Annotated in this window: 9 protein-coding genes and 1 pseudogene; 6 read left to right on the top strand and 4 right to left on the bottom strand. The window is 70.0% G+C overall.

All coding sequences use genetic code 11. The features are described 5' to 3' along the window. From G6045_RS09900 to G6045_RS09885, 4 genes and pseudogenes are all read left to right on the top strand, one after another. Nucleotides 1–3,631 (top strand): annotated as a pseudogene (locus G6045_RS09900) (polyketide synthase dehydratase domain-containing protein); the annotation flags it as partial. Between the two features lie 7 nt (nucleotides 3,632–3,638). Then, complete coding sequence (locus G6045_RS09895; RefSeq protein WP_165331490.1) at nucleotides 3,639–4,373, top strand: 4'-phosphopantetheinyl transferase family protein; 735 nt, start codon at nucleotides 3,639–3,641, stop codon at nucleotides 4,371–4,373. 51 nt (nucleotides 4,374–4,424) lie between these two features. Then, nucleotides 4,425–5,318, top strand: a complete 894-nt coding sequence (locus tag G6045_RS09890; RefSeq protein ID WP_165331489.1) for a 3-hydroxyacyl-CoA dehydrogenase family protein — start codon at nucleotides 4,425–4,427, stop codon at nucleotides 5,316–5,318. A 62-nt stretch (nucleotides 5,319–5,380) separates the two neighbouring features. Further along, a complete protein-coding gene (locus G6045_RS09885) occupies nucleotides 5,381–6,133 on the top strand; it encodes an acetoacetate decarboxylase (RefSeq protein WP_165331488.1) in 753 nt (250 codons plus the stop codon). A gap of 79 nt (nucleotides 6,134–6,212) precedes the next feature. Here the strand turns inward: G6045_RS09885 and G6045_RS09880 are convergent, their stop codons facing one another. After that, entirely contained in the window at nucleotides 6,213–7,046 is an 834-nt protein-coding gene (locus tag G6045_RS09880; protein ID WP_165331487.1) for a PIG-L family deacetylase, read from the bottom strand. Between the two features lie 317 nt (nucleotides 7,047–7,363). Between G6045_RS09880 and G6045_RS09875 the strand changes: the two genes are divergently transcribed. Next, nucleotides 7,364–7,771: a hypothetical protein gene (locus G6045_RS09875; RefSeq protein ID WP_165331486.1), complete on the top strand. Its 408-nt coding sequence runs from the start codon at nucleotides 7,364–7,366 to the stop codon at nucleotides 7,769–7,771. Between the two features lie 95 nt (nucleotides 7,772–7,866). Here G6045_RS09875 and G6045_RS09870 read toward each other — a convergent pair whose 3' ends face one another. Next, nucleotides 7,867–9,561 (bottom strand): SEL1-like repeat protein, encoded by a 1,695-nt coding sequence (locus G6045_RS09870; RefSeq protein ID WP_235967750.1) that lies wholly within the window; start codon nucleotides 9,559–9,561, stop codon nucleotides 7,867–7,869. A gap of 300 nt (nucleotides 9,562–9,861) precedes the next feature. On the opposite strand from G6045_RS09870, the gene G6045_RS09865 reads away from it, so the two are divergent. Further along, nucleotides 9,862–11,049, top strand: coding sequence for a hypothetical protein (locus G6045_RS09865; RefSeq protein WP_165331485.1), 1,188 nt, complete (start codon nucleotides 9,862–9,864; stop codon nucleotides 11,047–11,049). 57 nt (nucleotides 11,050–11,106) lie between these two features. Here the strand turns inward: G6045_RS09865 and G6045_RS09860 are convergent, their stop codons facing one another. Together G6045_RS09860 and G6045_RS09855 are read right to left on the bottom strand one after the other, a co-directional pair. Then, entirely contained in the window at nucleotides 11,107–11,520 is a 414-nt protein-coding gene (locus G6045_RS09860; protein WP_206343529.1) for a hypothetical protein, read from the bottom strand. Nucleotides 11,521–11,592: 72 nt separating this feature from the next. Then, a complete protein-coding gene (locus G6045_RS09855) occupies nucleotides 11,593–12,621 on the bottom strand; it encodes a helix-turn-helix domain-containing protein (protein ID WP_165331484.1) in 1,029 nt (342 codons plus the stop codon). Nucleotides 12,622–12,655 lie beyond the last annotated feature (34 nt).

Here is a 12,655-nt window from a genome sequence, read left to right as displayed (position 1 = left end):
ACCGCAGCCCGCGCAGCCGCTGTTCGACCGGGGCCAGCTCGAACAGCTCGCCTCAGGCCGCATCTCCGACCTCTTCGGCCCGCTCTTCGCACCCCAGGACGGCTACGCCCGCCAGACCCGCATGCCCGAGCCACCGATGCTGCTCACCGACCGCGTGACCGCCATCGACGCCGAGCCCGGCTCGCTCGGCACCGGCACCATCCGCACCGAGACCGACGTCCGCCCGGACGCCTGGTACCTCGACCCGGCGGGCCGGATGCCCGCCGGGATCATGATCGAGTCCGGGCAGGCGGACCTGCTCCTGATCAGCTGGCTCGGTATCGACCTGATCAACCGCGGCGAGCGTGTCTACCGGCTGCTGGGCTGCGAGGTCACGTACCACGGGAGCCCACCCGCTCCCGGCGAGACCCTCCACTACGAGATCACCATCGACGGGCACGCCGAACAGGACGGCATCCGGCTGTTCTTCTTCCACTACACCTGCCGGGACGCGTCGGGCGCACTGCGCCTTTCCATGCGGGACGGCCAAGCCGGCTTCTTCACCGACGCGGAACTCGCCGACAGTCGAGGCGTGTTGTGGAGTCCGGCCGAACTCCCCCGCCCATCCGGCCCCGCCGAGGAGCCGCCCCTGCGCTGCTCACGGGAAGCCTTCGGCCCCGATCTGGTGCGGGCCTTCGCGGCCGGACGGCCCGCCGAATGCTTCGGACCCGGCTGGGAGACGACCCGCTCCCAGGTGCGGCCGCCGCGTATCCCAGACGACCGCATGCGGCTGCTGCACGAAGTCACCGATTTCGACCCCGCGGGCGGCCCGCACGGGCGCGGCTATCTGCGCGCGGAGCTGCCGCTCAGGCCCGACAGCTGGTTCTTCTCCGGGCACTTCAAGAACGATCCCTGCATGCCGGGGACGCTGATGTTCGAAGGCTGCCTGCAGGCCATGGCGTTCCACCTCGCGGCCCTGGGTCACACCGCCGACCGCGACGGCTGGCGTTTCGAGCCGGCGCCGGGCCAGGGCATCCCGATGCGCTGCCGCGGCCAGGCGACGCCCGACAGCCGGCTTCTGGTGTACGAGGTGTACGTCACCGAAGTGACGGGCGGACCCGAACCCGCCCTGACCGCAGACCTGTTGTGCACCGTCGACGGAGTCAAAGCCTTCCACGCGCAGGGGGTCTCCCTGCGCCTGGTGCCTGACTGGCCGCTGTCCCACTGGCGCGCACTCGGTCCGCTCGAGCAGCAGCGCACCGGCGAGCTGGTACCCGTGAGCACCCTGGGCGGCCTGGCCGGTCACGCCGACAACGGTCCGGTGGCCGAGGCGGACGGCTTCCGCTTCGGGTACGCCTCGCTGCTCGCCTGCGCCTGGGGGCGCCCCACGGAGGCGTTCGGACCGACGTACGCCCCGCTCGACGGGCCACGGCGCATGCCCCGGCTGCCGGGACCGCCGTACCACTTCATGAGCCGCATCACGACGGTCGAGGGTCCGATCGGCGCGATGCGGCCGGGCAGCCGCGTCACGGCCGAGTACGACGTGCCGGACGAGGTCTGGTTCCGGGCCGAGAACGGCAACCCCACCATGCCGTTCTGTGTGCTCTTGGAGGTCGCCCTGCAGCCCTGCGGCTGGCTGGCCTCGTACACGCGCCGACTGCCGGAGCCCGTCGGCGACCTGCTGTTCCGCAACCTGGACGGCACCGGCACGGTCACCGGCGAAGTACCGACCGGCACACAAGTGCTGCGTACGGAGGTAGAACTCCTCGACGTCTCCCAGACGGGCGACATGATCATCGAGTCGTTCGCCGTACGCTGTCACGCCGACGGCCGTGAAGTGTTCAACTGCACCACGGTTTTCGGGTTCTTCCCGCCCGAGGCGTTCCAGGACCAGGTGGGGCTGTCGCCGACCGACGAGGAGCGTTCGCGCCTCGCTCTGCCCTGCGACCGCACCGCGGACCTGACGGCCGGTCCCGCCCGGTACTGCGCGGGCGAGCTGCGACTGCCCGGCCCGATGCTTCTGATGATCGACCGGGTCACCGGCTACTGGCCGGACAGCGGCGCGGCCGGGCTCGGGCGGCTGCGGGCGGAGAAGACGGTCGATCCCGGCGAGTGGTTCTTCCGGGCTCACTTCTTCCAGGACCCGGTACAGCCCGGCTCGCTCGGTCTGGAAGCGATGTGCCAACTGCTGCAGTTCCACCTCATCGAGCAGAACATCGGCGCCGACGTGCCCCGGCCGCGATTCGAACCACTGCTGACCGGCCGTGAGTTCACATGGAAGTACCGCGGCCAGGTCGTGCCCGCGGACGCGCTGGTCACCGTGGAGATGGAGATCACCGAGGCGGGCACGGACGAACGCGGCCCCTACGCCATCGCCGAGGCATGGCTCTGGGTGGACGGACGGCGGATCTACCACGCCAGGGAACTGGGCATGCGGGTCGTATCCGGCCCGGATGACGGCACCGCCGACCGGCTCGACCCGGCACTCGACCGCTGGCTCGACGACCATCGCCCGAACCACACGGTTCCCTGCCTGCCCATGATGTCGGTCATGGACCGGCTGGCCGGGGCGGTCGCCCGGCGTACCGGACGCCGAATCACCGGCGTACGGGATCTGTCGCTCAAAAGTTGGGTGACCGTGCCGGGCCCCTTGATCCTGGACACCGGGATTTCCCCGACCGAGGACCCCGACCGGTGGACGGCGACGCTCCGGGCTCACGACGATTTGCCGGACACCGGTGTACGGCAGAACCGTTCGACGACCGACGATGCCCGCGCGACCGTGCTTCTCGGCACGCCTCCCCAACCTCCTTCGCCGTTCCCCCCGTTGGCCGACGCGGAAGCCGTCACGGACATCTACACCCCGTCCTGGACCATGCACGGGCCCGCCTTCCACTACCTCACCGAGTTGCGGATCGGCTCCAACGGCTCCTCGGCGGTGCTCGATCCGGCGGCCGGTTCCGTACCGCACGGGCTCCTGGGCCAGGGGCCGCTCGACGCGCTCACCCACACCATCCCGAACGCCGACTACCGACGCTGGTCCCCCGACGTCGAGCCCGGCATGGTCGCCTACCCACACCGCCTCGACCGCGTGGACTTCTTCGACCCCCTGCCCAGGTCCGGACTCCTCCAAGTGGAGAGCAGGTTCGCCGGCTTCGAGGACACCGAGTGCCGCCGACCCGTCGTCGACATCCAGGTGTCCTGCGACGGCCGCATGCTCCTGGCGATGCGGCTGATCGAACTCCTCTACCCGGTCGGGCCGTTCCTCAAGGCCGTACCACCCGAGCACCGCAACACCTTCTACCGCGACCGCCTCCCCGCCCCGCACGCCCGAGGCATCTCCGATGCCGTGGGCGACGCCACCACACTCTCCGCGCGCACGGTCAGCGTCTGCGACTGGATTCCCGGCACCCTCGCGCACATCTACCGGCTGCCCGAGGGCGTCCGCGGCCGACAACGGCTGGTGCGCATCGCAGTGGCCGACCACGTGGCCCGCCTGACCGGCACCCACCCGTCCCAGGTCGAAATCACCGCCGGCCTGAACGGCGCCACCGTGCGCGGCAGCGGCCCGCACATCCACCCCGTCGACGTCGTCGACCTCCCCAACGGGACGGTACGGGTGACCAGCTCGAAACCACGACCGGAAAGGTAGGACAGCGATGAGTGGCAAGACCTGGCCACCCACACCGGAACCGCCGGTACTCGCCCCCGTCCCACTGCGGGACGTGCTGCCGCAGGACGTGTGCTGGGCCGAGACACCCGTACCCATGCCTCGCCATCCCGCGCTGCTCCCCGCCGAGGAGGCCGCAGCCGCCGGGAGCTACCCGGACCGCTACCAGGACTTCATCGCCGGACGCGGCTGCGCGCATCGCGCCATGGCCGGCCTGGGTGTAGTCGGCGCCCGCCGCCTGCCGGTGCTGCGCGGCGACCATCGCGAACCGCTGTGGCCGCGCGGAGTGGTGGGGTCCATCACCCACCGCGCCGGCTACTGCGCCGCGGCCGTCGCCCGCCGGCGCCGCTTCGCGGGCATCGGAATCGACGCCGAACTGGCCGAACCCCTGCCCGCGGAGGTCGTACGCGACATCTGCACCCCAGCCGAACGCGCCTGGCTGCGTGCCCACACCGACGACGGCATTCCTTGGGAGACCGTGCTGTTCAGCGCGAAGGAGAGCCTCTACAAGGCGTGGTTCCCGCTGGCAGGCAGCTGGCTCGACCACCGCGACGCCGAGCTGATCCCCGACCCGGCGGACCGCACCCTCCGTGTCCGCCTCGCCGCTCCCCATCGCGAGCGGCTCGCGCGGTACGGCACACCCCACTGCACCTTCGCCGTCCGCGGCTCGTACATCGCCACCTGCGTCACCTTCCCGGCAAGAGAAGGCCGCTACAGCCGATAGCCACCCAAGCTCCGCGCACCCACCACCCCTTCACGAACGGGAGTCACGAGGATGACCAGTCCCACCGCCACCCAAACCGGCCACGCCCCGGACCCCACCGGACGGCCCGTCGCGGTCGTCGGAGCCGGTACCCTCGGCCGCCGCATCGCCTTGATGTTCGCCGCGCGCGGCGGCACCGTCCGGCTGTACGACCCGTCCGCGGCGGCCCGCCGGGAGGCCGCGGCGTTCGTCGCCGCCCGGTTGCCCGAGGTGGTGGACCGGCTGGACGACGGCTCCCCCGGCCCGGTCCAGTTCACCGACACCGCGGCGCAAGCGGTGACCGACGCATGGCTGGTGGTGGAGGCCGTCCCGGAGGATCTGGGCCTCAAGCGGGAGGTCCTCGCGGACCTCGACCGGCTGGCCGCGCCGGACGCGGTACTGGCCAGCAACTCGTCCTCGTATCCCACCAGCCGGCTCATCGACGGAGTCACCCGGCCCACCCAGGTGCTCAACCTGCACTTCTATCTGCCGCCCGAGATGAACGCGGTCGAGGTGATGTCCTCGGGCCAGACGGACCGGAGCGTCATCGACCTCGTCCTCGCCGAGCTGCCGAAGTACGGGCTGCGCCCCTTCGAAGCCCGCGCGGAGAGCACCGGGTTCATCTTCAACCGCATCTGGGCCGCCATCAAACGGGAGTGCCTGTGTGTCGTGGCCGACGGCGTGGCAACACCCCAGGAGATCGACGACATCTGGCGCCTCAACTCCGGCTCCGCCGCGGCCCCGTTCCGCCTCATGGACGTCGTCGGTCTCGACGTGGTCCTGGACATCGAGAAGGCCTACGCCGCGGAACGCGCTGATCTCCCCGAGACCCCCCGCACGCTCCTGACGAGCTACCTGGAGGCCGGCCGGCTCGGCGTCAAAAGCGGGCGCGGCTTCTACGACGACTACCGACCCGCCGGCTCCTGACCACCCAGCCGCAGGCGGCGGTTCAACGGCTCACTCGCCACGCATCCGAAAGGAGTGGCTCCATGGAGGCGCACCGCGTCCTCGAGTCCCCCACCACACCGCTCACCCAACCCGTGATCGTCCCCCGCTCACCGCGCTTCGTGGACCGGGAGTACTTCACGATCACCTACCGCACCGATCCCGGCGCGCTGCGCGCGGTCGTCCCCGAACCGCTCACGTTCGACGAACCCCTCGTCCGGTTCGAGGTGATGAAGATGGGCGACGTCGACGGCTACGGCCCGTACACCGAATGCGGGCAGGCCATCCCGGTCCGCCACCACGACGAGCACGGCGAGTACCTGCACGCCATGCACCTCGACAGCTTCGGCGCCACGGTCGCCGGCCGTGAGCTGAGCGCCTATCCCAAGACGATGGGCAGCCCCCGCCTGACCATCTCCCAGGGCGCCCTGGTGGGGACGCTCGACCATGGCGGCGAGCGCGTCGCCACGGCGACCATGGCCTACAAGTGGCAACCGATGGACCACGACACCGCCCGCGCACAGATCGGTGTCCCCACCTACGCCGTCAAGCTGGTCCGCGGATACACCGGCGAGCCGCTGACCTGCCATTTGGCCCGCACCGAGATCGTGGACATCACGGTCAAAGAAGCCTGGACCGGACCGGGACGGCTACAGCTCTTCGCGCACGTCATGGCCCCCTTCGCCGACCTCCCGGTGCTGGAGGTCCGGCAGGTAATGCACGTGCGCACCGATCTCACCCTGGCGCCGATGACCCCTGTTCATGACTACCTGTCGGAGAGCGGGCCCCCCGGATGAGGCTTCCACCAGCGTGACGGCTGGTGAAGCCGCAGCCGGTCCGTTGCCTCGGCCCTTGCCGGCCCGACGGAGGGGCGGATCAGCGCAGCCCAGCGAAGAGATCGTCCTCGGGGGCACTCGCGCCCGTGGCGTCCTTGACGCGTACGAAGGTCTCCATGCCCATCAAGTCGCCGAACCTCTCCTTGCCCATCTTGAGGAAGAAGATGTTCTCGCCCTGACTGGCGTGCGCGGCCAGCGCGTCGAACTTCTGGCCGCTGTAGGCGGTGGTGTCCACCCACGTGGTGATCTCCTCGTCGGGCAGGCCGATCTCGGCCATCGCGGCGGCCTCGGCCGGATCCGGCGCGGGCATGTCCGGGTCCAGCTCACGCATGATCTCGCCGAACCGTTGCATCCCCGAGCGGGGCATCGTCGTCCAGTACACCTTCGGTGTCAGCTCGGTCATCTCCAGCGCCGCCATCGTGATCCGGTGGGCCTGGATGTGGTCGGGGTGACCGTAGAAGCCGTTCTCGTCGTAGGTGACGACCACATCGGGCTGGTAGTGCCGCATGAGTTCCGCGAGTCGCGCGGCGCCTACCTCCACGGGGGTCTGCCAGAAGGATCCGGGGGCGTCGTTGCTCGGCCAGCCCACCATCCCGGAGTCCGCATAGTCGAGCATCTCGAGATCGCTGACCTTCAGGACCTCGCAGCTTGCCTCGAGTTCTTTACGACGCATCGCGGCGACGGCCGCCGGATCGTGGCCGGGATCCCCCGGCTTGATCCCTCCTGGTCCGTCACCGCAACCCCCGTCGGTACACGTGACGAGAACCGTGCGGATGCCTTCCGCCGCGTACCGCGCGAGAACCCCTCCGGTTCCGGTGGCCTCGTCGTCGGGGTGGGCGTGCACTGCCATGAGCGTCAAAGGCCGGCCAGTCATGGAACAAGTCCTCCAGCAGTTATTACGTCTATTACGTCTTGGTCAGAGGGTGCGGTGGGCGTACCGCGTTCCCGAGGCCCGGATCCCGGCGGGCGGCGACCGTGTGGTCTCCGTGTACCCGCCCATGCGGCACCGGCCCCTCGGCTGATGCAACAGCACCGGCAGGACCTGCTGTTCCCGACAAGCCACTCGACCTGCAAGATCTACGCACGCTCGCCGAGCAAATACGACGTCATCCGGCCGATGGAACTGTTCCCATGCCGCAAGCACAGGCCCACCAGTACGCTCCCCAGCCGGCATCAGACGAAGGAGCGCCAGTGATCCCCGCCACCGAGGCCTACACCGCCCGATACAAGGTCGAGACCGATCAGCGCACGCACTACGAGACGCGGCCCATCGTGGCGTGGGACGACGCGGGGTACGCCCTCGTAGCCGACACCAAGAAGGGCCGGCTCGTGCGAGCCAACAAGGACAGCAACTTCGCGGGACTCCAGCTGGAAGAGGACGCGCCCGTCATCGCCGCTCTGCCCGGCGGAGGCTGGACCGCGCTCTTCACCGGGGACGCGGCCACCACCAACACCGAACCCGTCCTCGCCTGGCACGTCTTCGCCAGCGGCTTCATGAAGCCCGTTGTCATGGAACGCGGAGGAGCGCCCGAGGACCCCACCGAGATCGAGAACTTCGTCCGACTCATCGCCCCGGGCGAAGAAGCCGGCCACGACTAGAGACGCGAACGGCCGCGGCCGAGGACGCGGTCCTGTCCGGTGGGTTCTCGGCAGCGGCGCGCCGGCAACGTGCCGACACGCGCGCCGCTCCGCGGTCAGTCGTCTCGCTGTGCCAACAGAGCCTCCACCTTGGCGAGTTCCTTGGCTGGATCGACCATCCGGGTCAGGGCCTCCAGGTCGTCCGAATCGTAGTGGGGACGGATCTCCGCGCCCCAGCGTTCGGCCGCCTCCCGCAACGGGGTCTCCGCCTCTTCGGGGCGGCCCAGGCGCGCGAGGGCCAGTCCGTAGTAGCCGGCCGCCTCCACCCACTGCGGTGTGTCCTCGTCGGCGTCTTCCCAGACGCTGCGCAACAAGGGCTCCGCCTCGGCGTACGCACCGCGCTGAACCTTCAGCTTGCCCGCGAGCATGACGTGCAGGCTCGAGCCGTCGCCGGCCGCCCGGACAAACCAGCGCTCGGCCTCCTGATAGTCGCGGTGGTGCTCCAAGAGGTGACCCATATACCGGCACGCGCCGTGATGCCCTGCCTCGGCGGCCTTGCGGTACCACTCATCGCGCAGTACCGGCCGGCCCAGCGCGCGGTACAGGTCCGCGAGATCACAGGCGGCGTCCGGATCACCTGCCTGCGCGGCAGGCTCGATCCAGCGCAACAAGTACCGGTAGGCGGTCTTCGCCCCGTCACGCAGGATCTTCCCGTAGGTGTACGCGGCCGCCGCATCGCCCGCCTGCGCACGCTCGCGCAGCCCGGGCAACCGGTCCAAGTCCTCACCGGGATCGACCTGGCCCGCCTCGCGCAGCGCGGTGATCGCGGACAGCATCGAGACAGCCTTCTCCACATCCGGTCCCAGCCGGTTCAGCCACACCTCGGCCTCGTCGTAGCGCCGCTGCCGCTTGAGAAGTACGGCGAGATTCCACTGCGCGTCCTGGTCCCCCGCGCCGGCGACGGTGCCGTACCAGCGCTCGGCCTCAGCAAGGTCACCACGCTCCCCGTGCACAGCTCCGAGCACGTAGCCGGCCTCTGCGACACCCTCCTCATGCGCGCTGACCAACAGGGCGACCGCCTCGGGCCAGGACGCCTCGCCGCCGCTCTCGACCAGGAACAGGGAATGGTCCACGCGGGCCGGCGCGCTGAGCGCCGAAGCCCTGCCGTACAGGCCCGCTGCTTCGGTCTTCAGACCGGGATAGTCCGCGAAGTGGCGGTCCAAGTCGATCAGCGCGCGCACCGCTGCCGCGGCGCTGTCCCCATCCCCGGCGGCCTCCGCCGCGTCAAGGCCGGCGGCGACCTCGTCGAACGTCTCGCGGAACGACTCGAACAGCTTCGCCCAGCGGAACACGGCGATGTCGCCGATCTCCACCTCGCTCATCAACAACCGTGCGGCTTCACCGGGTTGGCCCTCGGCGGCCAGCAGTTTGCCCAGCTCGATCTTGCAATCCAGGTGCCGGCCTTCCTCCCAGCCACGACGGAACCACACGGCGGCCTCCGGATCGCCGCGCTCCCCCAGAAGCACCCCGAGACCGTACGCACAATCCACATCACGGTCCGCCGCGGCCCGGTAGAGCGTTTCCGCCGCCGCTCGGTCTCCCCGGATCTTCCGGTACCGGGCCAACGTGAAGTGCGCGAACGGATCACCCGCTGCCACCGCCCGCTGCCAGTACGGAATGCCCTCGTCAACCAGCCGGCCCCACACGAAGAAGTCGCTGTGCCGCCGCACCATTTTCCGGTCACCCGATGCGGCGGCGGCGACAAGCGCCTCCCCGCGTGCCTCTATGTCTTGCGGAAGGTCATTCGTCACACACCACATCGTGTCACGTGGGTCCCACACGCCACTGCACCACCTCCAACACCAGCGGTGCGGCTTGTCGTTCGCAGCGCCCGTCTCCCATACGTACCGCTGAGCGCGCTCATCAGACCCACCCGGCACGCTGACGCGAAAATGCCCGTAGGCGCAGCACCAGCACCATCCGCCCTGGTCAGTCCCTCCGCGACCTGCCAGGACATGGCTGGTTCTCGCTACCCCTCGCACTTCTTCCCGGTGGAACACTGCGCCCAGTCGGCTCCGGGCGGAGCCGCGCGAGAGGTCTCGGGGGGCATCATGACGACGCCACAACAACCGGCAGCCGAAGCGCAGTTGCGGATGGCCGCGGAACGAGCCGTCCAGCGATGGGCCGACGACACGGAGCGGGCGCTGCGCGCCAAGTGGGACGATCCCAAGACGCTGAGCCAGCTGGTGGGCGAGGTCGCTACTGACAAACGCCGCACCTGGTGGGCGGACCGGCTGCGCGTCGTCACACGCCCGCACGTCGATGGGTTCCACCGGGCGCTGAACGACCGACGCGCGGCACTGACCGAGCAGGCCCTCACACTCCTCCTGGCGCACGATCCGCGCCCGGGCACACGCGATCTGGATCAGCCGTCCCCGGCCCTGCAAAGTGTGCTCGACGGCCTGGGCCCGGCCACCGCAGCCGGGCGCGAACTGCTGGCGCTGGCCGCCGCAAGCGATGCCGCTGTCGGTGAACTCGCGGGCCGCGCCACGATCCTGGACGACCTGCGCACCGCCAAGATCGTTCAAGTGGATGCCGCGACGGTCGCCACCAAGGCGGCCCTCGCCCGTATCGACCAAATCGAGGCGACGCTCCCCCGCATGCGGATGCCCGACGCGGCCCAAGCGCTGCTCGCACCCGATTTCACCGCTCGTGACGCGCTGCGCCGTACCGTGCCGGACGGGACCCGGGCAGCCGCGGATTCCGACCGCGCCCTGCAGGAGCAGCTGGACCGTGCCGGCCACGACCAGCGCACGAACCCCTCACTGCAGGAGCAACACCGCGCTCTGGCCGCCCCCTTCACCACCGCCCTGGCAACCGCGGCGGAACTCGCCGCCAAGGTGCCCGCCCTGGCAGCCCTGGCGGACACCACCCTGCAGGCGTACGAATCGCACATCAACGCTCGCGACGGTGACATCCGCTGGAACCTCGAGCGCCTGATCAAGACCTACGGCCGCCCGATGACCTTGGTCCTGTGCTCCATGCCCAGCGAGGACACGGAGTACCTTGGCATCCGCCTGTGGCAGTCCCGCGGCTCCGGCCTGGGCATGATCGAGGACGAATGGCCCCCGGACACCCGCATCGAGATCCTGGCCTACGTGTTCTGGCAACTCACCCTCAACAAGCGCGCCCCGGAACACTTGTCGGGAGACGTACTCCAGATCAAGCACCGTATGGAGAACTCGCCCGGCGGGAGGCCCCCGACGTACACCACGCCCTGGCGCCTCTTCCGTACCTGATCCCCCGGCGGACCGGCGACGCACAGAGCGCGCATCGCCGGCCGCCGCAGCTTCAGGTCAGGCGGCAACCTGCCCACGGCTGATGCCGGAGCCCTCGAAGTCGAGCCAGTATCCGCTGCCGTCGATGACGTTCGACGCGGCCACGGTCCACTGGCCGGCCGGGGCGTTGCGGTAGCTGTTGCAGTTGCCGGTCGTCTTCCAGCAGACCCTGACCCGGCGGGTGGTGGTCGGCTTGACGTTGATGTCCGCGCAGTTGCTGGTGGTGTAGGCGAAGCCGCTGCCCGTCGGCCAGAAGCCGATGCTGTCGGTGGTGTAGCTCCTCGCACTGCCGTAGCAGCTCAGGGCTGCGGCGGGCGCGGCGCCGGCGGGTGCGGACGCGCTGCTCGCAGAGGCGGTGCCCGCCAGGCCCAAGCCGCTGCCGAGCACGACGGCGGCCAGGGCGAACGGGGCAACTCGTGAACGTATACGCACTGCTGATTCCCCTTAATTGCAACCGAACTCTGTGGTCAGCAGGGAACCTAACGGCCCACTCCGGGCCGGACGTTAGCGCTCGGCGACCGGCTCTTGGGATGGCGCGCCAGCCTGTGCCCGGAGCCGGTACTCCCCCGGTGGCATCCCGTACACCGAGCGGAAGGCACGGGAGAAGTCGGCCGCGCGCGGGAAGCCCCACCGTGCCCCCACCGCGTGCACGGGCACGGTGATCTGCCGCGGATCGGTCAGCGCCTGCGCGGCCCGTCCCAGCCGCAGCAGCCGCACCAGTTCGGTGGTGGTGGTCCCCTCGGCGCGGAAGAGGCGCTGCAGGGAGCGGACCGAGATCTGGTGGGCGGCGGCGATGGAGGCGGGCGTGAGTTCGGGGTGGGTCAGGTGGTGCCGGATGTAGGAGTGGATCCGCAACGACAGCACTCGTTCGCCCGCGTCCCCTTGCAGTGCGTCCCGCTCCAAGCGGTGGGCCAGCACCGCACCCATCAGATCGATCATGACGGTGCCCAGCCGCGCACGGCCGTAGCCGCTTGTGGATCCGCCGCCTCCCGCGGCAAGACCGCGCAAGAACTGCGCCAGCAGCAGTCCGGGGCCCTGTGTGGCCTGGATCGGCGCGGCGATCAGCGTGGCAGCGTGGCGCGCGGGAACCGGCAGCAGCCGTCTGGGCACATGCACGATGAGCGAGGTGGTGGGCCCGCTGCCCGACCCGGGCGGCGCCGAGCGGGACTCCAAGGGCTGCGAGCTGTCGTACAGGACAAGTTGACCTGGCGTGACCTCGCTGCTCCGCTGTGCCTGGGCAAGGAACTTGCGTCCGGAGGTGACCAACTCCAGCTGGAATGTCTCCGGGTCGGAACGCCTGATCAGCGCCGCGGTTCGCGACGCCGACTCGCTCCCACGGGAGACGGCGTTCATCAACGTGTCCCCCAGCGTCAGGGCCGCGACCCGTACGGAAAAGGACTCGGCCCGCTCCGGATGCACCCGGGTCGGCAGCGGGGAAGCCAACGTGGCCGCCCGCCACCAGTCGGCTTGCTCGGGTAAGGGGATCCCCCGGCTGTCGTGGATCAGCTCCAATGCCGCCTCCTCAGCCTTCATGACATACGCATGTCAAGGTATGTGGCGCGAACCC

Source organism: Streptomyces mesophilus (assembly GCF_011044995.1).
Classification (GTDB): domain Bacteria; phylum Actinomycetota; class Actinomycetes; order Streptomycetales; family Streptomycetaceae; genus Streptomyces; species Streptomyces mesophilus.
The sequence above is the reverse complement of the archived record's forward strand: the minus strand, read 5'-3'. Positions and strand labels throughout refer to the sequence as shown.

Excerpts from the sequence above, each read along its gene's own strand:
- G6045_RS09880 (WP_165331487.1), bottom strand. The coding sequence starts at position 7,046 with ATGACTGGCCGGCCTTTGACGCTCATGGCAGTGCACGCCCACCCCGAC.
- G6045_RS09885 (WP_165331488.1), top strand. The coding sequence starts at position 5,381 with ATGGAGGCGCACCGCGTCCTCGAGTCCCCCACCACACCGCTCACCCAA.
- G6045_RS09895 (WP_165331490.1), top strand. The coding sequence starts at position 3,639 with ATGAGTGGCAAGACCTGGCCACCCACACCGGAACCGCCGGTACTCGCC.
- G6045_RS09865 (WP_165331485.1), top strand. The coding sequence starts at position 9,862 with ATGACGACGCCACAACAACCGGCAGCCGAAGCGCAGTTGCGGATGGCC.
- G6045_RS09855 (WP_165331484.1), bottom strand. The coding sequence starts at position 12,621 with ATGAAGGCTGAGGAGGCGGCATTGGAGCTGATCCACGACAGCCGGGGG.
- G6045_RS09890 (WP_165331489.1), top strand. The coding sequence starts at position 4,425 with ATGACCAGTCCCACCGCCACCCAAACCGGCCACGCCCCGGACCCCACC.